Annotated in this window: 28 protein-coding genes and 1 pseudogene; 16 read left to right on the forward strand and 13 right to left on the reverse strand. The window is 70.1% G+C overall.

Going from position 1 to position 22402, the window contains the following annotated elements; all coding sequences use genetic code 11:
* The first annotated feature begins 179 nt into the window (after nt 1-179).
* The gene (locus tag BN1555_RS17990) at nt 180-1631 is read left to right on the forward strand and encodes an NCS2 family permease (RefSeq protein ID WP_093800331.1); all 1452 of its coding nucleotides are present in this window, start codon (nt 180-182) and stop codon (nt 1629-1631) included.
* A 75-nt stretch (nt 1632-1706) separates the two neighbouring features.
* Here BN1555_RS17990 and BN1555_RS17995 read toward each other — a convergent pair whose 3' ends face one another.
* Nucleotides 1707-1892, reverse strand: coding sequence for a ribbon-helix-helix protein, CopG family (locus BN1555_RS17995; protein ID WP_093800332.1), 186 nt, complete (start codon nt 1890-1892; stop codon nt 1707-1709).
* A 119-nt stretch (nt 1893-2011) separates the two neighbouring features.
* Here BN1555_RS17995 and BN1555_RS18000 point away from each other — a divergent pair, with 119 nt between their 5' ends.
* Together BN1555_RS18000 and BN1555_RS18005 are read left to right on the forward strand one after the other, a co-directional pair.
* On the forward strand, nt 2012-2449 hold the full coding sequence (locus BN1555_RS18000; RefSeq protein WP_093800333.1) for a MarR family winged helix-turn-helix transcriptional regulator: 438 nt from the start codon (nt 2012-2014) through the stop codon (nt 2447-2449).
* A 43-nt stretch (nt 2450-2492) separates the two neighbouring features.
* Nucleotides 2493-3866 carry an MFS transporter gene (locus BN1555_RS18005; RefSeq protein WP_093800334.1) on the forward strand — a complete coding sequence of 458 codons (1374 nt, stop codon included), beginning with the start codon at nt 2493-2495 and terminating at the stop codon, nt 3864-3866.
* A 78-nt stretch (nt 3867-3944) separates the two neighbouring features.
* On the opposite strand, the gene BN1555_RS18010 is transcribed toward BN1555_RS18005, so the two are convergent.
* Both BN1555_RS18010 and BN1555_RS18015 read right to left on the reverse strand, forming a co-directional pair.
* Complete coding sequence (locus tag BN1555_RS18010) at nt 3945-4316, reverse strand: hypothetical protein (RefSeq protein WP_093800335.1); 372 nt, start codon at nt 4314-4316, stop codon at nt 3945-3947.
* The gene (locus BN1555_RS18015; protein WP_255306074.1) at nt 4313-4552 is read right to left on the reverse strand and encodes a BrnA antitoxin family protein; all 240 of its coding nucleotides are present in this window, start codon (nt 4550-4552) and stop codon (nt 4313-4315) included. The genes BN1555_RS18010 and BN1555_RS18015 overlap by 4 nt, the downstream gene beginning before the upstream one ends.
* A gap of 99 nt (nt 4553-4651) precedes the next feature.
* On the opposite strand from BN1555_RS18015, the gene thpR reads away from it, so the two are divergent.
* Nucleotides 4652-5224 carry an RNA 2',3'-cyclic phosphodiesterase gene (gene thpR / locus BN1555_RS18020; RefSeq protein WP_093800336.1) on the forward strand — a complete coding sequence of 191 codons (573 nt, stop codon included), beginning with the start codon at nt 4652-4654 and terminating at the stop codon, nt 5222-5224.
* Between the two features lie 200 nt (nt 5225-5424).
* Here thpR and BN1555_RS18025 read toward each other — a convergent pair whose 3' ends face one another.
* Nucleotides 5425-6423, reverse strand: a complete 999-nt coding sequence (locus BN1555_RS18025; RefSeq protein ID WP_093800337.1) for an aldo/keto reductase — start codon at nt 6421-6423, stop codon at nt 5425-5427.
* Between the two features lie 297 nt (nt 6424-6720).
* On the opposite strand from BN1555_RS18025, the gene BN1555_RS40400 reads away from it, so the two are divergent.
* Nucleotides 6721-6957, forward strand: a complete 237-nt coding sequence (locus BN1555_RS40400; RefSeq protein WP_255306075.1) for a nuclear transport factor 2 family protein — start codon at nt 6721-6723, stop codon at nt 6955-6957.
* A 90-nt stretch (nt 6958-7047) separates the two neighbouring features.
* On the opposite strand, the gene BN1555_RS18035 is transcribed toward BN1555_RS40400, so the two are convergent.
* On the reverse strand, nt 7048-7452 hold the full coding sequence (locus tag BN1555_RS18035) for a peptidase inhibitor family I36 protein (protein WP_093800338.1): 405 nt from the start codon (nt 7450-7452) through the stop codon (nt 7048-7050).
* A 285-nt stretch (nt 7453-7737) separates the two neighbouring features.
* Here BN1555_RS18035 and BN1555_RS18040 point away from each other — a divergent pair, with 285 nt between their 5' ends.
* The 4 genes from BN1555_RS18040 to BN1555_RS18055 all read left to right on the forward strand — a co-directional run bounded on the left by BN1555_RS18040 (nt 7738) and on the right by BN1555_RS18055 (nt 10735).
* Nucleotides 7738-8049, forward strand: coding sequence for a WXG100 family type VII secretion target (locus tag BN1555_RS18040; protein WP_093800339.1), 312 nt, complete (start codon nt 7738-7740; stop codon nt 8047-8049).
* Complete coding sequence (locus BN1555_RS39015) at nt 8046-9458, forward strand: putative T7SS-secreted protein (protein WP_093800340.1); 1413 nt, start codon at nt 8046-8048, stop codon at nt 9456-9458. The genes BN1555_RS18040 and BN1555_RS39015 overlap by 4 nt, the downstream gene beginning before the upstream one ends.
* A 2-nt stretch (nt 9459-9460) precedes the next feature.
* On the forward strand, nt 9461-9985 hold the full coding sequence (locus BN1555_RS18050) for a hypothetical protein (RefSeq protein ID WP_093800341.1): 525 nt from the start codon (nt 9461-9463) through the stop codon (nt 9983-9985).
* A 72-nt stretch (nt 9986-10057) separates the two neighbouring features.
* Nucleotides 10058-10735, forward strand: coding sequence for a hypothetical protein (locus BN1555_RS18055; protein WP_093800342.1), 678 nt, complete (start codon nt 10058-10060; stop codon nt 10733-10735).
* A 12-nt stretch (nt 10736-10747) separates the two neighbouring features.
* Here BN1555_RS18055 and BN1555_RS18060 read toward each other — a convergent pair whose 3' ends face one another.
* Together BN1555_RS18060 and BN1555_RS18065 are read right to left on the reverse strand one after the other, a co-directional pair.
* On the reverse strand, nt 10748-10933 hold the full coding sequence (locus BN1555_RS18060; protein WP_093800343.1) for a DUF397 domain-containing protein: 186 nt from the start codon (nt 10931-10933) through the stop codon (nt 10748-10750).
* Complete coding sequence (locus BN1555_RS18065) at nt 10930-11706, reverse strand: helix-turn-helix domain-containing protein (RefSeq protein WP_093800344.1); 777 nt, start codon at nt 11704-11706, stop codon at nt 10930-10932. The genes BN1555_RS18060 and BN1555_RS18065 overlap by 4 nt, the downstream gene beginning before the upstream one ends.
* Nucleotides 11707-11826: 120 nt before the next feature.
* On the opposite strand from BN1555_RS18065, the gene BN1555_RS18070 reads away from it, so the two are divergent.
* Complete coding sequence (locus BN1555_RS18070) at nt 11827-12234, forward strand: hypothetical protein (protein WP_093800345.1); 408 nt, start codon at nt 11827-11829, stop codon at nt 12232-12234.
* A 98-nt stretch (nt 12235-12332) separates the two neighbouring features.
* Nucleotides 12333-13298, forward strand: coding sequence for a hypothetical protein (locus tag BN1555_RS18075; RefSeq protein WP_093800346.1), 966 nt, complete (start codon nt 12333-12335; stop codon nt 13296-13298).
* Between the two features lie 38 nt (nt 13299-13336).
* On the opposite strand, the gene BN1555_RS18080 is transcribed toward BN1555_RS18075, so the two are convergent.
* Nucleotides 13337-13831 (reverse strand): MarR family winged helix-turn-helix transcriptional regulator, encoded by a 495-nt coding sequence (locus tag BN1555_RS18080; RefSeq protein ID WP_093800347.1) that lies wholly within the window; start codon nt 13829-13831, stop codon nt 13337-13339.
* A 143-nt stretch (nt 13832-13974) separates the two neighbouring features.
* Here BN1555_RS18080 and BN1555_RS18085 point away from each other — a divergent pair, with 143 nt between their 5' ends.
* Nucleotides 13975-14613: a LysE family translocator gene (locus BN1555_RS18085; protein ID WP_093803476.1), complete on the forward strand. Its 639-nt coding sequence runs from the start codon at nt 13975-13977 to the stop codon at nt 14611-14613.
* Here the strand turns inward: BN1555_RS18085 and BN1555_RS18090 are convergent.
* Complete coding sequence (locus BN1555_RS18090; protein WP_093800348.1) at nt 14582-15061, reverse strand: hypothetical protein; 480 nt, start codon at nt 15059-15061, stop codon at nt 14582-14584. The two genes, BN1555_RS18085 and BN1555_RS18090, sit on opposite strands and share 32 nt — an antisense overlap.
* A gap of 158 nt (nt 15062-15219) precedes the next feature.
* On the opposite strand from BN1555_RS18090, the gene BN1555_RS18095 reads away from it, so the two are divergent.
* On the forward strand, nt 15220-16464 hold the full coding sequence (locus BN1555_RS18095; protein WP_093800349.1) for an alpha/beta hydrolase family protein: 1245 nt from the start codon (nt 15220-15222) through the stop codon (nt 16462-16464).
* A 31-nt stretch (nt 16465-16495) separates the two neighbouring features.
* On the opposite strand, the gene BN1555_RS18100 is transcribed toward BN1555_RS18095, so the two are convergent.
* Together BN1555_RS18100 and BN1555_RS18105 are read right to left on the reverse strand one after the other, a co-directional pair.
* Complete coding sequence (locus BN1555_RS18100; RefSeq protein WP_255306076.1) at nt 16496-16999, reverse strand: Uma2 family endonuclease; 504 nt, start codon at nt 16997-16999, stop codon at nt 16496-16498.
* Between the two features lie 159 nt (nt 17000-17158).
* Nucleotides 17159-17878, reverse strand: coding sequence for a GDSL-type esterase/lipase family protein (locus tag BN1555_RS18105; protein ID WP_176710066.1), 720 nt, complete (start codon nt 17876-17878; stop codon nt 17159-17161).
* Between the two features lie 58 nt (nt 17879-17936).
* Here BN1555_RS18105 and BN1555_RS18110 point away from each other — a divergent pair, with 58 nt between their 5' ends.
* The 3 genes from BN1555_RS18110 (at nt 17937) to BN1555_RS18120 (ending at nt 20782) form a co-directional block, all read left to right on the forward strand.
* Nucleotides 17937-18953, forward strand: coding sequence for a hypothetical protein (locus BN1555_RS18110; RefSeq protein WP_093800350.1), 1017 nt, complete (start codon nt 17937-17939; stop codon nt 18951-18953).
* Nucleotides 18954-19050: 97 nt separating this feature from the next.
* Nucleotides 19051-19242 (forward strand): DUF6381 family protein, encoded by a 192-nt coding sequence (locus BN1555_RS18115; protein WP_093803478.1) that lies wholly within the window; start codon nt 19051-19053, stop codon nt 19240-19242.
* 250 nt (nt 19243-19492) lie between these two features.
* Nucleotides 19493-20782 (forward strand): ATP-binding protein, encoded by a 1290-nt coding sequence (locus BN1555_RS18120; protein ID WP_093800351.1) that lies wholly within the window; start codon nt 19493-19495, stop codon nt 20780-20782.
* Nucleotides 20783-20838: 56 nt separating this feature from the next.
* On the opposite strand, the pseudogene BN1555_RS40405 reads toward BN1555_RS18120, so the two are convergent.
* Together BN1555_RS40405 and serC are read right to left on the reverse strand one after the other, a co-directional pair.
* Nucleotides 20839-20976: pseudogene (locus BN1555_RS40405) on the reverse strand (Uma2 family endonuclease); the annotation flags it as partial.
* Between the two features lie 157 nt (nt 20977-21133).
* Nucleotides 21134-22252 carry a phosphoserine transaminase gene (gene serC, locus BN1555_RS18130; protein WP_093800352.1) on the reverse strand — a complete coding sequence of 373 codons (1119 nt, stop codon included), beginning with the start codon at nt 22250-22252 and terminating at the stop codon, nt 21134-21136.
* Nucleotides 22253-22402 lie beyond the last annotated feature (150 nt).

The raw sequence follows: 22402 nt of genomic DNA on the forward strand, positions 1-22402 counted from the left end.
GCCAGACGCCCCAAGGGTCTACGCGCGGAGATAGCGATCTTTCCCTTATGTATTCATACTGAAACAGGTTTCGTCTGACTGGTTTTGTTCGTCTGAACATCCAATGTCGACCACTTCCAGATGTACCCGAGTTGCCCCTCCGTCTGCCCTTCAGCCCCTTCTTCCGCATGAGGTCACGCATGTCTCCCTCGGCCACGGCTCCGGTCGACGCCAAGCAGCCGCCGTCTTCTCCGGAGCCGAAGAGCGGCCTCGACCGCTTCTTCAAGATCTCCGAGCGGGGCTCCACCGTTCCGCGCGAAATCCGGGGCGGTCTCGCCACCTTCTTCGCGATGGCCTACATCATCGTGCTGAACCCGATCATCCTGGGCAGCGCGAAGGACATGTACGGGCACCAGCTCGACGGCAGCGAGCTGGTCACGGCCACCGCGCTGACGGCCGCGTTCTCGACGCTGCTGATGGGCGTCATCGGCAACGTGCCGATCGCGCTCGCCGCCGGCCTCGGCGTCAACACCGTCGTCGCGCTCCAGCTGGCGCCCCGCATGAGCTGGCCCGACGCGATGGGCATGGTCGTACTCGCCGGTTTCGTCGTGATGCTGCTCGTCGCGACCGGCCTGCGGGAGCGCGTGATGAGCGCGGTGCCGATCGGCCTGCGCAAGGGCATCGCGATCGGCATCGGCCTCTTCATCATGCTGATCGGCCTGGTCGACTCGGGCTTCGTCTCCCGCATCCCGGACGCGGCGCACACCACCGTCCCGCTCCAGCTCGGCGCCACCGGCCAGCTCAACGGCTGGCCGGTCCTGATCTTCGTCCTCGGCGTGCTGCTCACGCTCGCGCTGATCGTCCGCAAGGTGCCGGGCGCGATCCTCATCTCGATCGTCGTGATGACCGTCGTCGCCCTCGTCGTCAACGCCGTCGCCGACATCCCCTCCTGGGGCCTGACCACCCCCGAGTGGCCCGGCAACCCGGTGGCCTCCCCGGACTTCGGTCTGGTCGGCCAGGTCAGCCTGTTCGGCGGCTTCGAGAAGGTCGGTCTGCTGACCGGCGTCCTCTTCGTCTTCACCGTGCTGCTGTCCTGCTTCTTCGACGCGATGGGCACGATCCTCGGCGTCAGCGACGAGGCCAAGCTGCTGGACGAGAAGGGCAACCTGCCCGGCGTCAACAAGGTGCTGCTCATCGACGGCATCGCCGTCGCCGCGGGCGGCGCGACCTCCAGCTCCGCCACCACCTGCTTCGTGGAGTCCACCGCCGGTGTCGGCGAGGGCGCGCGCACGGGCCTCGCGAACGTCGTCACCGGCGGTCTCTTCGCCGTGGGCCTGTTCCTGACGCCGCTGGTCACGATGGTGCCGTCGCAGGCCGCCACCCCGGCCCTGCTCGCGGTGGGCTTCCTGATCCTGTCGGGCTCGGTCAAGGACATCGACTGGGCCGACTACACGATCGCGATCCCGGCGTTCCTGACCATGCTGATGATGCCGTTCACGTACTCGATCACGAACGGCATCGGTATCGGCTTCGTCAGCTTCTGCGTGCTGCGTCTGGCGGCCGGACGCGGGCGCGAGGTGCCCGCGGCGATGTACGCGGTGTCGGCGGTCTTCGCCTTCTACTACCTGATGCCGGCGCTCAACCTCACGTAGGCAACCTCGCGTAACGGCCTCACGTAAGCAACCTCGCGTGGGCGGTCCCATACGAGCGGCATCGCGTGAGCGGCCTCACGCGATGCCGTCGTAGAACTTTTCCGTCTCGTCGACCGCCGTCTTGAAGCGTTCGTCGAAGTCGTCGCGAATGAGCGTCCGGACCACATAGTCCTGGACGCTCATTCCGCGTTTGGCGGCACGGTCCCGGAGGCGGTCGTGCAGCTCATCGTCCATCCGCAGGCTGAGCACTGTTGATCCCATGCGGGACAGCGTCGTCGCCCCGCCCCCGGCGATACGTCACTTTGCGGAGCGGTCTCACTCGTACGGGTGAAGCGATGTCTCGACTGTATTTAGCGTGGGTAATGAGTTAGGCTAAATACATGCCTGACCTGTCGCGCGACGGTAATGCCGCCGCCGTGAACTCCCTGCGCTCGGCCGTCATGCGGCTGGGCCGGCGCCTGAAGCACCAGCGCGTCGACGAATCGCTGAGCCCCACCGAGATGTCGGTACTCGGCACCCTCGCTCGCTGCGGCTCGGCCACCCCCGGTGAGCTGGCCCGCAAGGAGCACGTGCAGCCGCCCTCGATGACCCGCATCGTGGCGCTGCTCGAAGCCAAGGGACTGGTCAGGCTGGAGCCGCATCCCGACGACCGCCGGCAGAAGGTGGTCAGCCAGACCGAGACCGCCGAGGCGATGCTCGAAGAGAGCCGCCGCAAGCGGAACGCCTGGCTGGCCGGCCTCTGCGAAGGTCTGGACGAGGACGAATGGGCGAAGCTGCGCGCTGCCGCCCCCGTCCTGGAGAAGCTCGCACACCTCTGACCGCACAACCGACCCCGCGCGCCGCCAAGGAGGCGAACCCACTTTGAGTACGGGATCCGGAGCAGACTCCGCCCCCGCACCGAACACCCACCACGAGATACCCACCAGGGAACGCAAAGGGCCGAGCATGTTCTCGTCCTTGAGGATCCGCAACTACCGGCTCTTCGCGACCGGCGCCGTCGTGTCCAACACCGGCACGTGGATGTCGCGCATCACCCAGGACTGGCTGGTCCTCGACCTCACCGGGTCCGCGGCCGCCGTCGGTATCACCACGGCCCTCCAGTTCCTGCCGATGCTGCTCTTCGGCCTGTACGGCGGTGTCATCGCCGACCGGTACCCCAAGCGCACCCTTCTGCTCTTCAGCCAGGCCGCCCTCGGTCTGTGCGGCGTCGCGCTCGCCGCCCTCACGCTCTCCGGCCACATCCAGGTCTGGCACGTCTACCTGATCGCGTTCCTGCTCGGCATGGTCACGGTCGTCGACAACCCGGCCCGGCAGTCCTTCGTGTCCGAGATGGTCGGCCCCGACCAGCTGCGCAACGCCGTCAGCCTCAACTCGGCGAACTTCCAGTCCGCCCGTCTGGTCGGCCCCGCCGTCGCGGGTGTGCTGATCACGACGATCGGCAGCGGCTGGGCGTTCATGCTCAACGGCCTGTCCTTCCTCGCACCGCTCGCGGGCCTGCTGCTGATGCGCCAGAGCGAGATGCACAAGACGGAGAGGGTGCCGCGCGGCAAGGGCCAGCTGAGGGAGGGCCTGCGCTACGTCTCGGGCCGCCCCGAGCTGATCTGGCCGATCGTCCTCGTGGGCTTCGTCGGCACGTTCGGCTTCAACTTCCCGATCTGGCTCAGCGCCTTCGCCGACGGCGTCTTCCACGGCGGCGCCGGGCTGTACTCCTTCTTCAACATCCTGATGGCGGCCGGTTCGCTGGCCGGCGCGCTGCTCTCCGCCCGCCGCCGCTCCTCGCGGCTGCGGATGCTGGTCGCCGCCGCGATGGCCTTCGGCGCGCTGCAGATCGCGGCGTCGTTCTCGCCCGCCCTGTGGCTGTTCGCGATGCTGCTGGTGCCGATCGGCATGCTCGGCCTGACGGTCAACATCACCGCCAACACGAGCGTCCAGATGGCGACCGACCCGGCGATGCGGGGCCGCGTCATGAGCCTCTACATGATGGTCTTCGCCGGTGGTACGCCGGTGGGCGCGCCGCTCCTCGGCTGGGTCACCGACACCTACGGCGCGCGCGTCGGCTTCGCGACGGGTGGCGCGATCTCGCTGCTGGCGGGCATCGGCGTGGCGATCGTACTGGCGCGCCTGGGGGGCCTGCGCCTCAAGGTTGACCTGCGCCGGGGCCGCCAGCACGTGGCGTTCGTCCCGAAGGAGTCCAAGGAGCCGGTACGTCCGAAGGAACTCGCCACGGTGGCGTGACGCGGACCGGCGTGACGCCTCCGCCGGACGGCCGCGGCCCCGGACACGGACGTGTCCGGGGCCGTCCGCGCGGGAGGGTCACTGCTGGGACCAGCGGTGGAGGTGCTCGCTCAGGGCGCGGACACCGGCGGCGCCGGGCCGAATGGAAGCCAGCACTTTCCGCAGCTCGTCCGGTGGCGGCTGGAGGCGCAGGCCGTTGGCCCGCATGAACGCGCGGGCCGCGGTGAAGGCAAAGGCCTTGTTGCCGCGCTCCAGGGGAGCGAGCAGGGCGAGTGTCTGCATGAGCGCAGCCGCTTTCAGCGGTACAGAGCCGTACACCTCATGATCGAAGGCTTTGGCCTGGGTGCGGGCCGACCCCGCGATCAGTACACCCAGGTCGTCCGCCTGAGGGTCGCCGGGGACCTGCTCCGCGGTCCACAACAGCTGGCTCAGGTCGAGATGATGAGTCATGCGGCGTCGGCCTCCGTGCGGGGCGGAGCGTCGTCCGCGAGGTCCGCCTCGGCCAGCACGTCGCCGTACAGCTCGAACGTCTCGAGCACAGCCGCCCTGTACCGCTCGTTGAACTCGTCCCGCTGGAGCGTCGTGACGACGTACTCCTGGACGGTCATGCTGCGAGCCGCGGCCCGCTCCTTGATCGACTCGAGGGAGTCGCTGTCTATGCGCACGCTGAGCATCCTGGTAGCCATGCGTTCATGCTTGCACCTTGTCTGCGCAGGTGAAAGTGGAAGTGCGTATGCGAGTGGGAAGCGACCGCAGTCGATCATCACGTGCCGGAAACTGGTCGTATGAGACTCTTCGCCGCCGTACTTCCGCCCACCGAGGCCGTCGACGAACTCGCTGTCGCCGTCGACCGGCTGCGTGCCCTCCCCGGCGCGGGTGACCTGCGCTGGACGGGCCGTGACGGCTGGCACTTCACGCTCGCCTTCCTCGGGGAGGTGGACGAAGAGCTCCTGCCGGCCGTCGAGGATCGCTTCGGCCGCGCCGCCGCCCGCCAGGACCCCTTCCCTCTCCGTCTCCACGGCGGCGGCCGCTTCGGGCAGCGCGCCCTGTGGGCCGGGGCGGCGGGCGGCCTCGACGCGATGCGGCTGCTCGCGGACCGCGCGGACGCGGCGGCGCGGCGGGCCGGGGTGGCGATGGACGAGCACCGGGCGTACAAGGCGCACCTGACGATCGCCCGCAGCCGCGCCACCGGGCCGGCCGCGGACCTGCGGCCGTACGTCGAGGCGCTCGCCCCCTTCGAGGGCACGGCCTGGACGGTGGGTGAGCTTGCTCTCGTCCGCAGCAACCTGCCGGTGCACGGGGTGCCCGGTGCGCGGCCCCGGTACGAGCGGGTGCGGGTCTGGCCGCTGAGGCGCTGACGGAGACTCCGCCCCCGTCCGGTTACGCTCGATGGGTGGACCCGAAAAGCAGAAACCGGATCATGGCCGGTGTACTCGTGCTGATGTTCGTCGTCGTCGCCCTGGCGGCCGCGGTCGGCGGCTGACCGACCGGCCGGCCGCGACCACCACGGCGACGTGCTGCCGGACGTGCTGCCGGCCGTACTCCTACGGGGCCGGGCCTACCAGGCGAAGGCCTCGGGGGACGGCCCCGGCCCCGGGAAGATCTCGTCCAGCGACGCCAGCACCTCCTCCGACAGCTCCAGCTCGACGGCGCGCAGCGCCGACTCCAACTGCTCCGCCGTGCGCGGCCCGACGATGGGTCCGGTGACCCCCGGCCGGGTGAGCAGCCAGGCCAGGGCGGCCTCGCCGGGCTCCAGTCCGTGCTTGGCCAGCAGGTCCTCGTACGCCTGCACCTGCGCGCGGACGGTTGTGTTCGCGAGCGCGTCGGCCGACCTCCCGGAGGAGGACCGGGCCGCCCCGCCCTCGCGCTCCTTGCGCAGCACGCCGCCGAGCAGCCCGCCGTGCAGCGGCGACCACGGGATGACCCCGAGGCCGTACTCCTGCGCGGCCGGGACGACCTCCATCTCGGCGCGCCGCTCGGCGAGGTTGTAGAGGCACTGCTCGCTCACGAGCCCGTACGACCCGAGCCGCCGCGCGGTCTCGTTGGCGCGCGCGATGTGCCAGCCGGCGAAGTTCGACGACCCCGCGTACAGGATCTTGCCCTGCTGCACGAGTACGTCGATGGCTTGCCAGATCTCCTCGAACGGAGTGTTCCGGTCGACGTGGTGGAACTGGTAGAGGTCGATGTAGTCGGTCTTCAGCCGCCTGAGGCTCGCCTCGACGGAGCGCCGGATGTTGAGGGCGGAGAGGCGGTCGTGGTTGGGCCAGGGTGGTGAGTCGTCGAGCGACATGTCGGCGTACAGCTTGGTGGCGAGGACGGTCTTGTCCCGCCGGTCGCCGCCCTTCGCGAACCAGGAACCGATGATCTCCTCGGTCCGGCCCTTGTTGGCGCCCCAGCCGTAGGCGTTGGCGGTGTCGAAGAAGTTGACGCCGGCCCCGAGAGCGGCGTCCATGATGCTGTGGCTGTCGGCCTCGTTGGTCTGGGGCCCGAAGTTCATCGTGCCGAGGACGAGGCGGCTGACCTTGAGTCCCGTGCGTCCGAGTTGCGTGTACTTCATGGGCACCAAGCCAACGCCTTCGAGCGCGCTCGAAGCAAGAGGGCATGCGCGGAAGGCGGGCCGGAACAAAGCGGCTCGAGGGGACGCCGGCCCCGACGGAACAGCAACGACTGTCCGGAAGGTGTGAGCACACGGTGGGTGACACCCGCGCGGTGGTGGAGGAGCTGTACCGCCGGATAGGCGAGGAGCAGGGGGAGTCGCTGGGCGAGCTCTTCGCGGAGAAGGCCGAGTGGGACATCTACGGCGCGGAGACCGTGCCGTGGGCCGGCCGGCCGGCGCGGGACGCGGGAGGAGGCCGTGGAGTTCTTCCGGTCGCTGCCGGACCACCTGCGGGCGGAGAAGTTCGCGGTGGAGCGCATCCTCGTCGACGGTGAACACGCTGTGGCCCTGGGGCACATGAGGCAGATCGTGCTGGCGACGGGCAAGGTCTTCGACTCGCCGTTCGCGTTCCACGTGAAGGTCGAGAACGGTCTGATCACGCGCTGCATCACGTTCGAGGACAGCCTGGCACTGGCGCGGGCGTTCGAGAACTGATCCCCCGGCCCGACCGTGACGCCCGACGGCGACTGCCCCGCCAGGTGAGTGGCGGGGCAGCTCTGCGCACGTGACCGCGCGGGTGTCAGGTCAGCCGCAGGAGCCGCTGATCCACTGGTGCGACTTGAGCTTGTACGTACCCGCGAGGTTGCCCCGCGCGCCCTGGGGCGTGCAGCCCTTGCGGGTGTTGTAGTTCGCCCACTGGTAGTAGGCGACGCCGCTGGCCGAGCTGGTGCCCCGGTTCCACACCGACTTCACGTTGTGGGTCTGGGACCAGGAGCAGCGGATGGACCCCTGGGTCCAGTCCGCGTCGGCGACGCTCCAGGAACACTTGGAGCCGGTGCCGTAGGTCCCCGTGTAGAAGCAGACGTTGCCGCTGGCGCACGCCCCCCACTCCTGCGCGTCGGCCGGGGCGGCGGACGCCACGGGTACGGACACGGTGGCGAGGAGGGCGGCCGTGCCGAGGCCGGCCAGCATCGTACGAGTCTTACGCATGGTCTGGTGCTTCCTCTCCGTCGAGTTCCCCCGTCGCCCCGGGTCAGTGGGGCGACGCGGCCACGCTAGGGAAGCGGCGACCGGACGGACAAGGGACCGAATGAGCCAACAGCGGCTGTGCGTAAGGGAGTTGGCGCAGTACGCCACATCCTCAGCGTACGCGTCCTGCTCACTGTGAAGGTTTTGCGAACGGGCAGACCCCTCTTGCGAGCCCTCTTTCACCTGCTGGTTAACGTGGGACGAGGGTTGACGGTTGCGAATTCCGAAACAAGGGGGCCCGGCGCGATGGGAGCAGGTTTCAAGGTCGAGATCAGTGAGCTCGACGGGCTCGTCAGAGAGCTCCACCGGAGCCAGGAGGAGATGCGCTCGGCGCTGAACGCGCTGCGCGACACCGGCCCGAAGACCACGGGCAGCAAGGAACTCGACAACGCCTGCGACGAGTTCCACGACAGCTGGGACGACGCGATCAAGAAGATCGCCGACGGTACGCAGGTCATCGAGGACAAGGTCAAGCAGACCCGTACGACCTACCACGAGGTCGAATCGGCCATCCGGGACGGCTTCGCCGCCGGGGCCGGGAAGGGCGGCGGGAAGTGAGCGCCACCTACCCCTCCCTCGGCTTCGACCCCGCGCCGGGCGACGCCGGCAACGTGGGGTCCCTCGCGGCCCGTACGAAGAGGGCGGCGACCGCGCTCGACAACGCGCAGGACACCATCAGGCGCCTGACCGGGAACGTGAGCTGGGCCGGGGACGCGGCCTCCGCGTTCTCGCGGAAGGTCGGCGAGCTGCCCGGCTACCTGAAGGACAGCCACGAGGCGATGCGGACCGCGTCGACGGAGCTGTCGAAGTGGCGCGAGGCGCTCACGCACTACCAGAGCACGGCCCGTACGTACGAGACCCGCGCCAAGGAAGCCAAGGGCAAGGTGGCCTCGGCCGAGAAGGCCAACGAGGCCGCGACCGGCCGCTACAACCAGGCGGCGGCCGACCCCGCGTTCCGGCTCAGCGGCCAGTACTTCACGGGCCCCGCGCTCCAGGAGGCCCAGGCGAAGGTCGACGCGGCGAACGCGCGGCTGAAGCAGGCGGACGGTGAGCTCTCCTCCGCCTCCGCGCAGCTGGACCGGGCGCAGCGCGAACTCGAAGAGATCATCAAGCGGGCCGAGCAGCTGCTGGAGGACCACCAGGCCGAGGCGCGCGGGATCGCGGGGCAGCTGCGCAAGGCGACGGACAGCGCGCCGGATCCGGGGTTCTGGGAACGGCTCGGCGACACGTTCCAGGAGATCGGGCACGCGATCCAGGAGTGGTGCGCCCGCCACAAGGACCTGCTGAACAAGATCGGCGACTGGCTGGGGAACATCTCCGCCGTACTCGGCATCCTGGCGCTGCTGACACTGTGGTGCCCGCCGCTGTCCGGCGCGCTCGCGCTGGCGAGCGCGGGGTTCTCGGCGGGAGCGCTGCTCTCGCACGGCGCGGCGAAGCTGGGCGGGGCCGATGTCAGCTGGCTGAGCCTCGCGGGTGACGCGGTCGGCATCATTCCGGGCGCGGGGTTCGCGAAGACCGCGGTCACCGGTTCCGTGAAGGTCGTGGTCCGTGCGGAGCAGGTCGGGGAAGCGCTGGTCACGCGCGTTGACGATGTGCAGAGGATCACCCGGCTGAACCGCCTCGTTTCCGAGGGAGCCGCAGAGGTGAGCGACTTCACCCGAGCGGGCAACCGTATCCGTGATGCCGCCGATGTGCGGGTCTTCAAGGCCACAGACGGCGTCGGGAACCGGATACAGCTCGCCTGGGAGAATTCGGTCGCCAAGAACATGGGGGCCGGGTTCAGTGAAAACCGGCTCAGTGAAATCGTCACCAATACTCCGGTGCTCAAGGACATCGACTCCCTGAAGGCGGCGATCCGTCCCGACGGCAGCCTTGATCCGACGTCCTGGTGGTCGAAGGGCCCTCTGCTCGCCCAGTCCGTGCCGGGCACTGTCAGCGGCATCTACGACAGCGTGACGGGAGAGTAGGCATGGCCACGGCACGCCCCGAGGCGTCCGCCGACCCCGTACTTCCCCATGCGTCGAGGCTGGGGCTTGTCGTGTGGTTTGTCGCGCAGTGGGTCGTCGTCCCTGTGGACTTCGTCTTCCGAATCGTCTGGATGCTGGCGCTTCTCCTCGCAAACGGCGACGAGGACATGGTCCTGCGGCCCTCCGACGCTCTCGCACGGTTCCTGTCACCGGGCAAGTTCATGCTCCGCATGTCGCACGACCCGGCCAGGCACGAAGCCCACGTGGACCGGGAGTTCGCCCGGCTGTCCCGGGAGATGGAGCAGCAGCGATTCGGCCGGCGCACGAAGATCTACCACCTCGTCATGCACGTGGGCATGCCTGACGGCGGATTCCTGGAAGGCGTCGGCCTGCATCCCCGCGAGTTCCGGGGGATTCCGCTCAGTGTGCTGACGCGCACGGCACACAAGAACCGCCTTGCACTGGAAGCGTCGAAGGACCTCAGCCACGGCATGATCCTGGGCCCGGTCGGAATGAGGAACCTGTAATGCGGCCCACGTTTCGCGCCGACGAATCGCTTGGTCCCGCCTCTTCGAAAGAAAGCTGTGGTCGGAACTGCCATGTCCCTCTCTGCTGAGCCGGAACTCCACCTGGACGTCCCCGGTGGCTTCTACTCCCTGGGCCTCGACCTCGACGGTGAGGAACGCCTGGAACAGCTCTGGGCCATCGCGGAGGAGATCTGGCCGACCGGGACCGACTTCCAGCGCGAAGTCACCTTCCACTCCTACCGCGAGATGGCCGACCACGCCCTCGCCGGTAACGCCTTCTACGCGGGTTTCTGCCTGGACGACGCCCCGGACGGCCGCCGCACCACCGCCTCGCTGCTGGCCCGCCTCGACCCGCTGGACGAGGCCGACGCGGAGCTGTCCGCGCGCGGCCTCTTCGAAGCGCTCTCCGCGAACGAGAACAACACGGTCGAGTACATCCGCGTTCCGGCGGGGCCGGGCGTGCTCGTACTGTGCGGCCTGCAATGGCAGTCCGACCCGGACGACGACACGGCACCGTCCATGCCCCTCGCCCGGACCGACGTGTACCTGCCCCTGCCCCGCATGGGCCGGCTCCTCGTCCTGAGCCTCACCACGCCGTCCCTGCCGGACCTTCCCTTCTACGTCTCGCTGCTGTCGAAGACGGCCCACGACCTCACGGTCTCCAGCGGCGCCGAGCCTCCCTCCGTCCCGGAGACCGGTGGAGAGAGGGGGACTGCCATCGCCGAACAGGTCAGGTCCGACTTCGGGTAGGGGCAGGCGGGGTCAGCGTTCGTGGCGGTACGTCGCGACGAAGGCGGACCAGGTGGTGGGGGAGAGGGTGAGGGCGGGGCGGGTGACGTCTTTGGAGTCGCGGACGTGGATGGCGTGGGGGCAGGTGGCTACCTCGACGCAGGCACCACCCTGGTCGCCGCTGTAGCTGCTCTTGAACCAGTTGAGGTCGGTACTCATAGCGTGTCTGCCACCTGCTCAATCAGTTTCGCGGACTCTTCGGGGCTGAGTGCCTGAGCTCGCAGAATGCCATACCGGGCGAACAGATCGCCCAGGTGAGGCTGTTCGTCGACGAAGAAGCTGCCATTTTGGCCTTCGATGTATGCAAGTTGCCGACGTTCCGCTGTGTCCAGCAGGATCATCGGGCCGTTGAGCGCAGCATGAGTCTCCCGGTCCGGCGGCATGATCTGGATTTCGACGTTGCGCAGTCGGGCGATGCTGAGCACATGGTGCAGTTGTTCCTTGAGGACGTGAGAACCGCCGATGGGGCGGGTTAGAGCGATCTGCTCCAGAACGAAACTGACGACGGGTGCAGGCCTGCGCTCGAAGAGCTTCTGGCGCTCCAGCCGGGTCATTACTCGGTCTCCGACCTCTTCGTCGTCCAGTGGCGGGCAGTGACAGTTGAAGACAGCCCGCGCGTATGCCTCGGTCTGGAGGAGACCGGGGACCAGGTGGTTCTCGTACCAGTGAACGACGGCTGCTTTTGCTTCCTCCTCCGCGTACTCCTGGAACCAGGAGGGGAAGTGGCTGGCCTTCAGCTCTTTCGCGATCGCTAGAAGTGCACCTTGTGCACCTAGCACTTCGTCCGCGCTGGGGACGAACCTGTCCTTCGGTGGGCGTTCCCCCCTTTCCACCATGGCTACCTGGGACTTGGAAAAGCCGATGCGAAGGCTCAGCGCCTCTTGCGAGATACCTGCGCGCTCGCGGTAGAAGCGCAGCAACGAGCCGAACATCTTCGTGTTGCCGGAGCCTCGTTCACTGGCGTGCACAAAGTCCTCCCCGTAGTGCACAGACCTGCACAGTCGTCGTGTGGTGCTGGTCACAGTCAACTCCGGCGCGGGATCGTCTGTTTCATGAACAGAGAAACTGCGCCCTCATGGGTGCCCGCCTCCGGGCATGCCCTGCGACATGCCGGTATCCACTTCGACGCGGTGCGGATCGAGGGGATCCTGGGGGAGCAGGCCGCGTACGAACTGCTCCAGTTCACGGACTTCCGGGCCGGGCCGATCGTCCGTGAGGAGACCGGCGCGCGGAGCATGTACTTCCTGTTGCCACCGCAAACCGCCGCCGCCCACCGCTGGCCGGCGGGTGTGCGGGCGCTGAGCCGGGGTGCGGGGTGTGCGGCGTTCGTCGGCGTACCGGCGCTGGGGGGAGCCACCTGGCCGCTGGGGTGGCAGTCGCGTCCGACGGCGGAAGTGCCGTTCGTGGACGGGGCGTTGCTGCGCGAAATGGTCGAAAGAGCGGTCCGTGCGGTACGGTGACCGCGTCATCACACTCCGTTAATCGGAGCGGCCCCCGGCGGTGCTTACGACACCGGCCGAGGACCTACACACCGAATGGACAGTGAGGTTCCACCGGGATGCTTCGGCATGCTATCGCGCCCTCGCGCGACTATCTCAAGGCCCCGCACGCGATCGTGCGGCATGCACGCCTCAACAGCGACGCGAAAATGCTCCTGCTGTACGTCCTCGGGCTGCCCGAGAGCAAGTGCGGCAAGCCCCTGGGCGAGCACGCCGCCCGGCTCGGGATCAAGCCGCGGGCGTACCAGAAGGCCAAGGCGCTGCTGGTCGAGTGCGGGTTTCTGCGGGAGAACAAGTGGCAGAACGACCGCGGGCGTTGGGTCACCGAACAGATGGTGACCAACGACGTTTTGGCGTCACCGGGTGCGCGGTTCCCGACGGCCGGTGATTCGACCGATCGGGTGGTCGGCGCCTCTCCTGCGGAGAGGGAAGAACAGGGGAAGAACACTCCCCACCCCCCACCCGAAGGCGAGCCGGAGCCGGAGCCGGAGTCGCGGCCGGAACCGCAGGAGCGGCCGGAACCGCAGGCGCAGTCCCAGCCGCTCACCGGGGAACTCGCCGAGGCCGAACGCGTGCTGCTGTCGCTGCGGCACCTCGACCGGAGGCTGCACCTGGGCGTACCGGAAGCACGGAGGCTGGCGGCGACGGCGGTCGAGTGGCTGCGGCGCGGGGTCTCGCCGGGGGAGCTGCGACTGGCACTGGGCGCGGGGCTGCCCGCGGGCGGGGTCCGGTCGGCGGTCGGGTTCCTGCGGTACCGGCTGGTGGAGAAACTGCCCGAGGTGCCGTCCCTCGCCCGCACGATCGCCACGGCGACGCCCCCGCCCGGCCGGGACCGGGGTGAGCTGGTGCTGTGCGCGGGGCCGGGCGACGACCACGCCTTCCGGCCGGTCGCGGGCGAGACGGAGTGCGGGGAGTGCCGCAGGGAGGCGGCGGCCGGAGCGGCGGGCTTCGGTGCCCGGCCGCAGGAGGACGCCGTACGGCTGACGTGGCGGGAGCGGGTCGCGGCGGCCACCTGCACGGCGTAGGGCGCGGCGCGGGGTGGGGGCCGAACGGCGGGCTGGGCTCAGGGACTTCCGGCGCCCTCGGCGTTGGCGATCATCCTGCGCAGTACCTTGAGCGCGGCCGCGTACTCCTCGTCGCTGACGCCCTCGTGGACCACGGCGCGCACCTCCGTCACCAGCGCGCGCAGCCGCACCCTGGCAGCCTCCCCGGCATCGGTGAGGTGCAGGAGCTGCCCGGCGCCGGTCCGGAGCCAGCCGCGGTGGAGCAACTGGTCGACGACCCGCGCGATGTCGTGCGGCCCGTCCGCGAGGGGGGTCAGCCGGTCGACCACCTCCTCACGGCTGGGCGGCACCGGCCCGCCGTTCACGGTGTTCAGCACCCAGTACTGCGGCTGCGTGACGTCCACCCCGGCCATGACGTCACGCAGGTGCCGGGTGACCGCCGCGTGGGCGCGACCGCTCCAGTAACCGACGGGCTGGGTGGCCAGCATGTCGTCGGTGGCGGCGGGATCGGCCGGCGCCTGGTCGGTGGTGGTGGTTCCGGTCAATGGGTCCATGATCTTGACGCTATCCGCTGGGTGCACGCGCGCGCCCCGAACCTGCGCGGTTGTCTCAAACCACGACCTGGCACGGCTCGGACCGATGCGTTCGGTACGGAAAAGGAGTGCAGGCGCGGGCGGGCTCCGTGGTGCATGGCTCCATGGTGTCCACCGACCGGCTGCCGGCGTTCGCGGCCATGTCCTTCCTGCTGATCGTGATTCCCGGCCCCAGCGTGCTGTTCGTGATCGGGCGGGCGCTGGCGCAGGGGCGCCGTGCCGCGCTGACCACGGTCGCGGGGAACACGCTCGGTGCCTGTGCGCTCGTCGTGGCCGTGGCGCTCGGGGTCGGTTCCGTCGTGGAGCGTTCGGTGCTCGTCTTCACGGCGCTGAAGCTCGCGGGCGCCGCGTACCTGGTGTATCTCGGGGCCAAGGCGGTACGGCAGCGCGGGTCGCTGCACGCCTCGTTCACCGGTGACGGTCCCGCGCACGGCGGCCTGCGCACGTTGTGGGAGGGGTTCGCGGTCGGTGTGGCGAACCCCAAGACCATCGTGTTCTTCGCCACCGTACTGCCTCAGTTCGTCGACCGCAGCCAGGGGAACGTGCCGGTTCAGATGCTGCTGCTCGGACTGGTCTTCAACGTCATCGCGGTGACCTGCGACAGCGTGTGGGGACTGGTCGCGGCGACCACGCGGACCTGGTTCGCCCGCTCGCCGCAGCGGCTCTCCCTGATCGGCGGGGCCGGCGGGTTCGCCATGATCGGCCTCGGCGTCACCGTCGCCGCGACGGGCCGCAAGGACTGACCGCAAGCGTTTCCCAAGACCGTTCGGGGCACGGCGGGACCCCGCCGTGCCCGGGGCCGGTCACCTCGGCCTCTATCACCACGTCGACCCGGTCCGGATCGCTCTCGCCGGGCCGGCTGCCGACGACGACGGCTCCGCCCAGGTCCCAGTGGCGCACCGCGTTCCGGTCCTCGTCGTCGTCGTGGACATGGAGGCTCAGGTCACCCAGGTTGTCGCGCTCCCGCCCGGCCCCGTCGACGGCCTTGCGGAGCCGGCCGTCCGGAACGCACCCGACCAGGGTCAGCCGCTCCCTGCGCGGTGCGCGGTCCACGAACAGCCCCTCGACGTCGGCGCACCGTGTCCAGAGGGTCTGCTCGCCGTCCCACTCCTCGTCGATCAGCAGGTAGCGCAGCGGAAGGTCCCGCTTCCAGGTCCAGCGCACATCCTCGAACCGTTGTTCTTCCGTCACGGGGCAGACCCTAGTCGCCCCTCCGGGAGCCGTGCCCGGGGGCGCTTCCCGGCCGTGTGAGGGCCTACCGCAGTACGACATGACCCGGCAATCCCCTAGGGGACAGAGCTGACCGTCGTCGGATGTGGCGCCGGGGCCGTGCTGCGTACGGTCGCCGCATGGTCAACAGTCGCACGGTCACCAGCCGTCCCTTCACCCTTCGCCGCCGTACCGCAGCCGCCCTGCTCGCGCTCGTGCTGCCGCTGTCGCTGCCGGTCGTCTCCGCGCAGACGGCCTTCGCCGCGTCCGCCGGCTCCTCCGCCGCGCCTTCCCCGACCGCAGCCACCACCGAGCAGCTCCGACTCCCCCGCCCCACCGGCCCGTACGCCACCGGACGCCAGACCCTCCACCTCACCGACAAGAGCCGGCGCGACCCCTGGGTGCCGTCGGCGGGTGTGCGGGAGCTGATGGTGTCGATGTACTACCCGGCACGCCCCGGCACCGGTGGCCAGGTCGCCGAGTACATGACGACCGAAGAGGCCCGGCTGCTGCTGGAGAGCCAGGGGTACGCGGGTGTCTTCCCGCCCGAACTGCTCAGCTCCACCCGCGCCAACGCGCGCACGGACGCCCGCCCGGCAGCGGGCCGGCATCCGCTCGTCGTGCTCTCGCCGGGCTTCTCCCTCAACCGCGCCACCCTCACCCTCCTCGCCGAGGAACTGGCCGGACGCGGTTACGTCGTGGCTCTGATCGACCACGCCTACGAGTCCGTCGGGACGGCGTTCCCCGGTGATCGCACCCTCACCTGCGTCGCGTGCGAGAAGGTCGAATCGGTGCCCGACGGCAAGGAGAGCAGGGCGGTGCTGGCCGCCGTCGCCAACGGCCGGGCGGACGACGTCTCCTTCGTACTGGACCGGCTGACGGGACGCCACCGGGTGTGGAAGGACGCGGGGATGATCGACGGCAAGCGGATCGGGATGGCCGGGCACTCCATCGGCGGCAACAGCGCCGCCCGTGCCATGGCGTACGACAGCAGGATCCGGGCCGGGGTGAACATGGACGGCACGTTCTTCGCGCCGGTGCCCGTCGGCGGGCTCGACGGGCGGCCGTTCATGATGCTCGGCACCGATTCGCTCCACCGCCCCGGCGGCGAGGACAGGAGCTGGGACAAGGGGTGGAAGCGCCTGGACGGGTGGAAGCGCTGGCTGACCGTGACCGGTTCCGGCCACTTCACCTTCATCGACCTGCCGGTGCTGGGCGGGCAGTTGGGCGTGACCGATCCCAAGGCTCCGCTGCCCGGGAAGCGGTCCGGTGAGATCACCCGTGATTACGTCGGCGCCTTCTTCGACCAGCACCTGCGCGGGATCCACCAGCCACTGCTGGACGGGCCTTCGTCCGCGAACCCGGAGGTCGACTTCCAGCCCTAGTCGGGCCGGTCGGCGCGGCCGGTCGGCGTGGTCAGTCGCGGGGGAACCCGTCGGTGGAGAGGGCGAGGCCGACGAGCGTGCCGGTCAGGTCGACGGGGTCGCCGAAGTCGAGGGTCAGTTCGCCTCGGTACTCGTCGCCCTTGGGGAGCGTGTAGAGGTGGCACTGCCCGGTGTACGGGTCGGCGACCAGGCAGACGGGGACACCGGCGGCGGCGTACGCGGCCTTCTTGGGCCCGTAGTCGTTGGGCGCGGTGTCCTTGGAGATGACCTCGGCCACGAACTCGATGTCCTCGTAGCGCCAGCGGCCCTCGGCGTTCTTGGCGGCGCCGTCCGCGAGCGCGACGACGTCGGACGCGAAACCGTTGAGGTGGCCCGGGAAGTCGATGCGGACGTCCGAGGCAGTCCGCTTCCTCGGGTACTTCACCCGCAGCTGCTCGACGATGTCCAGGATGATTTCCCAGCGAGTCTGCCGTTGCGGCGACATGTGGATGGTCCCCTCGACGACCTCGACCTTGTATCCCTCGGGGACGGGCATCCGCTCGAGTCACTCGAACAACATGTCCAGAGTCGGCTCGTCGCTGCTGTCGGCCATCTCGGTCCTGTCGGCCTCTGCGACGGTCGTCGTGCGGCTCCTCCCCGCTGCCGCGTGTGCGCGGGCAGCCCGCGCAGTACAACGATACGCACGGTGGCCGGGTCAGGCGCGGCTGAATGAGGGGGAGGGCGCGGAGGAAGACAAGGGGTACGGCGCTCCCAGGCCCCACGCCCCGTGCATCGCGTCCGCGAAGGCCGCCGCCAGTTTGTGTTCGCCCGTCGGGCCCGGGTGCGTGCCGTCGTACGTGTCCCGGTGGATGTCGTACGCCGGGTGGGGCGCCGCCAGCAGCAGCGGGGACGCCCCGGGCGCGTCGAGGTTCGCGACCGCCTTGGACAGGAGCTCGTTGAAGCGGACGCACTCGGCGGCGAACGGGGCGTCGGACTCGGCCCGGACGTTGGGGATGACCGGGTGGATCACGATGCGGACGCGCGGGTTGGCGGCGCGGGCCTCGGTGATGAAGCGCTCCGCGTTGTCGGCGGTCTGCGCCGCGTCCGTGTAGAAGCCAAGGTCTATCAGGCCCAGGGAGACCAGGAGGACGTCCGCCCCGGACGAGGCGACCGCCTCCCGGATCAGGGGCGCCATGTGCAGCCACCCCTCGCCCCAGCCCGACAGGTGGCGGCGGGCGTGCGGCGGGAAGTCCGGGTCGGCGTACGCGCGGGAGAGCGGGGCGTCCACGGAGGCGTCGTACAGCCCGGTGCGGGGACCGACGACCTCGAAGGGGCCGCCGAACGACGCCGCGAGGTGCTGCCACATGCGATAGCGCCACGTGAAGTCGCCGGCGCGCCCGACGGTCATGGAGTCGCCGACAAACAGGAAACGCATTGCGTCATCATCCCGGATCACCGCCGTGGCCTGCGACATGATGATGAACACTTGGGCCATGCGCTCGCTCTCGTACGCCGCCGTTCCCGTCGTCGCCGCCGCTCTCCTGCTGGGCGCGGCCGGCACCGCCGTCGCCGACGACGGCTTCACGATCAAGGACCCGCGGATCACCGAGTCCAGCGGCCTGGCCGCCAGCCGTGTCCACCCCGGCGTCTACTGGACGCACAACGACAGCGACGACGGGGCGTTCGTCTACGCCGTGGACTCCAGGAGCGGAGAGACGGTCGCGACCCTCACCCTGCGCGGGATCGGTGCGCCGCGCGACGTCGAAGCGATCTCGATCGGAGCCGACGGGAACATATACGTCGGCGACATCGGCGACAACCTGGGCGGGACCTGGGACCACGTCTGGATCTACCGCTTCCCCGAACCCCGGAAACTCGGCGACGCGACGGTCGACGCGACGCAGTTCACGGTGGAGTACGCCGACGGGGCGCGCGACGCCGAGGCCCTGATGGTCCATCCCACAACCGGCCGGGTCTACATCGCCAGCAAGAACGAGGACGGCGGCGGGCTCTACGAAGGGCCCGCCCGGCTGTCGGCCGGCGGCACGAACGTCTTCCGGCGGGTGGGCGAGGTGCCGTGGGTGACGGACGGGGCGTTCTCGCCGGACGGGAAGGAGCTGGTGCTGCGCTCCTACCTCAGCGCGCGTGCGTACGAGTGGAAGGCCGGGAGCGGGGGCGCGGGGCGGCTGGGGGCCGACCGGGGGGTGGGCGCACCGTTCCAGCGGCAGGCCGAGTCGGTGACGTACACGGCCGACGGCACAGCCATGATGTTCGGCTCCGAGGGCGTCGGGAGCGAAGTCGAGCGGGTGGAAGTGAAGGGCCGGGAAAGCGGCGGGGGAGGCCAGGGTGCTGGGGGCAAGTCGCCTTCCGGGGAGGGGGGTTCGGGCGGTGACGGCGAGGGGGGCGGCAGCGGTGGCGGTGGTGACGGCGAGGTCACCCTGGGGCTCGTCGTGCTCGGGGGCGTGGTGGCCGCGTTCCTCGGGCTGAAGCGGCGGGGGCGTCGGTCCTAGGGGGCGACGTAACGGACGGTGACGGTTCGGCGTGCGGGGGTGACGGGTTGCTGCTTCGCTGGAGGGGACCCGCTCTTCCTAGCGTCAAGGAGTGATGATGAGCGTTGCAGGCGAATCCCGTGGCCGCGTACAGCAGATGCGAGACAAGGCCGAGCAGCTGAAGCAGGCGGCGGAGCGCGCGACCGACCCGCAGGAGCGCCAGAAGCTTCAGGAGAAGGCCCGGCGGCTGCAGGAGCAGAGCCAGCAGGAGGCTGCGATGGGCGGCCAGGGGCAGTACCCGCCCGACTAGTCGGCCCTCGGCGTCGTCAGCACCACCGCATCATCAGCACCTTCACGAGTCGATGGCCTTCCGTTCCGCACGCGCGGGCGGGGGCCATCGGTCCGTTCCCGGGAACGTCCCCACGCGTTCGCCGGCCGCCCTGGCTACGGACGGAACGTCGGGTTTCCCGCCGGGGATTGTGCGCAGCGGCGCAGGACCCGCCGCACCGTCGCCCCTAGCCTCACCGGAACAACACCAGCACCTACGAGGGGCGGTACCGGTGAACTGGCTGATCCATGACTACCGCGAGAGTGATCTCGCGGCAGTGGTGCACCTGATCGACACCACGGCCGAACTCGGGCAGGAGTCGGTCTTCTCGCTCGCCGAGTGCATCGGTGCGCTCACCTCGCGGCAGCCCGCCGTCGTCGCCGTGCACCAGGGCGTCCCCATCGGCGCGGCGCTCGCCTGTGTGGCCGGGGAGCGCGCCTGGGTGATGCGCATCGCGATCTCCTCGGCCTGGCGCGGGCGGGGACTGGCCAGTGCCCTCCTGGTGGAGCTGGAGCGGCGGCTCGTCGCGGCGCGGGTGGGGCGCATCGCGTACGTGCTGCCCGAGGAGGACCTGCTCGGCGAAGGGCTGCTCAACGCGGGTTACACGCGCCGGCCGGCCGTGGCGTACTTCGAGAAGGTCGAGCCGTTGCACGGCCCCGCGGCCAGCCTCCTGGAGGACCTGGGCGGGCGGTTCCTGCCCAGTGACCTCTGGGCGAAGGTGGCCGGCATGGAGGCGGAGAAGGACCTGATCGAGCGGCGCGTCGTACTGCCGCTCGCACAGCCGGAGCGCGCCGCCCGGCACGGGGTCCGGCCACCGCGCGCGATCGCCCTTTTCGGGCCTCCCGGGACCGGCAAGACGACGTTCGCGCGAGGCATCGCCTCCAAGCTGGGCTGGCCGTTCGTCGAACTGCTGCCGTCGCGGCTGGCCGACGAGGGCAACCTCGCGACGGCCCTGCGCGACGCGTTCGCCCGTATCGCGGAGCTGGAGCGGGTACTGGTCTTCATCGACGAGGTGGAGGAGATCGCTCCCGTACGGACCGAGCCCGCCCAGCCGGGCGGGATGCACGGGGTGACCAACGAGCTGCTCAAGCTCATACCGGGCTTCCGGGAGGGCGACGAGCGTCTGCTGGTGTGCGCCACCAACTCCGTCCGGTCGCTCGACCCGGCGTTCCTGCGGCCCGGCAGGTTCGACTACCTGATCCCCATCGGTACGCCGGACACGGCGGCGCGGGCGGCGATCTGGTTCCGGTACACGGACGGCCGGGCCGGCGTGGACGTGGCGGTGCTGGTGGCGGCCAGCGAACTGTTCACCCCGGCGGACATCGAGCACGCGGCCCGCATCGCCGCCCAGGCCGCGTTCGAGCGGGACCTGGAGGAGATCGGGGCCGGTGCGGGCGATCCGCGCGCGCCGGGCGCGAGCACCGAGGACTACCTGGCGGCGATCGCGCAGTGCCGGCCGACGGTGACGCCCGAGATGGTCGACCAGTTCGGCGCGGACATCACGGCGTACGCGAGGTTCTGAGAGGGCGGGGCGGTCCTGCGGGTGCGGCACCGCGCGGGGGCGGCCCGTGGTGCGGGCGGTGGGGCCGCAGTGATGGCGCCTCCGAGGATCTCGACGCGGTAGCCGGGAAGCCGGTCCCTGAGGATGTTGGCCTCTGTGAGCAGGGCCGGCGGCTCGCCGTCGTCACAGGGGTGCTCGACTGCTGCTGCAGACACTGCGGGCCTCCTGGGCGGCTGGTGTCGGGAGCATCATCGTAGGCAGGCACGCCCGTGCGTGTCCTGTATGTGAGCGTCCGCCCGGTCGAGTGAACGCGAGGGGCCCCGGTGCACAGATGATGCGCCGGGGCCCCTCGCTCGTACACGGGCTGAACTGCTACAGCTTCTCGATCACGTAGTCGACGCAGGCCGTCAGGGCCTGGACGTCGGCCGGGTCGATCGCCGGGAACATCGCCACGCGCAGCTGGTTGCGGCCCAGCTTGCGGTACGGCTCCGTGTCGACGATGCCGTTGGCGCGCAGCGCCTTGGCGACGGCCGTGGCGTCGATCTCGTCGGAGAAGTCGATCGTGCCGATGACCTGCGAGCGCTTGGCCGCGTCGGTGACGAACGGCGTCGCGTACTTGGACTCCTCGGCCCAGCCGTACAGGTTGGCCGCGGAGGCCGCGGTGCGGCGGGTCGACCAGTCGAGACCGCCCTGCGTGTTGATCCACTTCAGCTGGTCGTCCAGCAGGAAGAGGGTCGCCAGCGCGGGGGTGTTGTACGTCTGGTTCTTGAGGGAGTTGTCGATCGCCGTGGGCAGGCTGAAGAACTCCGGGATGTGGCGGCCGGACGCGTGGACGCGCGCGGCGCGCTCCAGGGCGGCGGGTGAGAAGGCCGCGATCCACAGGCCGCCGTCGGAGGCGAAGGACTTCTGCGGGGCGAAGTAGTAGACGTCGGTCTCGGCGATGTCGACCGGCAGGCCGCCCGCGCCGGACGTGGCGTCGACCAGGACGAGGGAGCCGGCGTCGGCGCCCTCGACGCGCCTGAGCGGGGCCGCGACACCGGTCGAGGTCTCGTTGTGGGTGAAGGCGTAGACGTCGACACCCGCCTCGGCCCGCGGGTCCGGGTGCGTGCCGGGGTCGGAGGCGATCACGGTCGGGTCGTCCAGCCAGGGCGCCAGCTTGGCGGCCTTCGCGAACTTCGACGAGAACTCGCCGAAGTTCAGGTGCTGGGACTTCCGCTCGATCAGGCCGTGGGTCGCGATGTCCCAGAAGGCGGTGGAGCCGCCGTTGCCGAGGATCACCTCGTAGCCCTCGGGGAGCTGGAAGAGGTCGCGTACGCCGTCGCGCACCGAGCCGACCAGGTTCTTGACCGGGGCCTGGCGGTGGGACGTACCGAGGAGGGAGGTGCCGGTGGCGGCCAGGGCGTCCAGCGCCTCCGTACGCACCTTGGAGGGGCCCGCGCCGAAACGGCCGTCGGCGGGCTTCATGTCAGCGGGAATCTGGATCTCAGCCACGAGCCGGAGCGTAGCCGGTTTGCAGGGGCACTGGAGACGCGTGTCCGGCGGGTGAGACGCGGACTCCGGGGGGTGAGACGGCGGACGCGGGCGCACGGCCGGGGCGCGGGTGAGCCGTGGCTGGGGTCAGGGCGGGGCGCGGGCGGGGTG

The organism is Streptomyces sp. Wb2n-11 (assembly GCF_001049855.1).
GTDB lineage: Bacteria > Actinomycetota > Actinomycetes > Streptomycetales > Streptomycetaceae > Streptomyces > Streptomyces altiplanensis.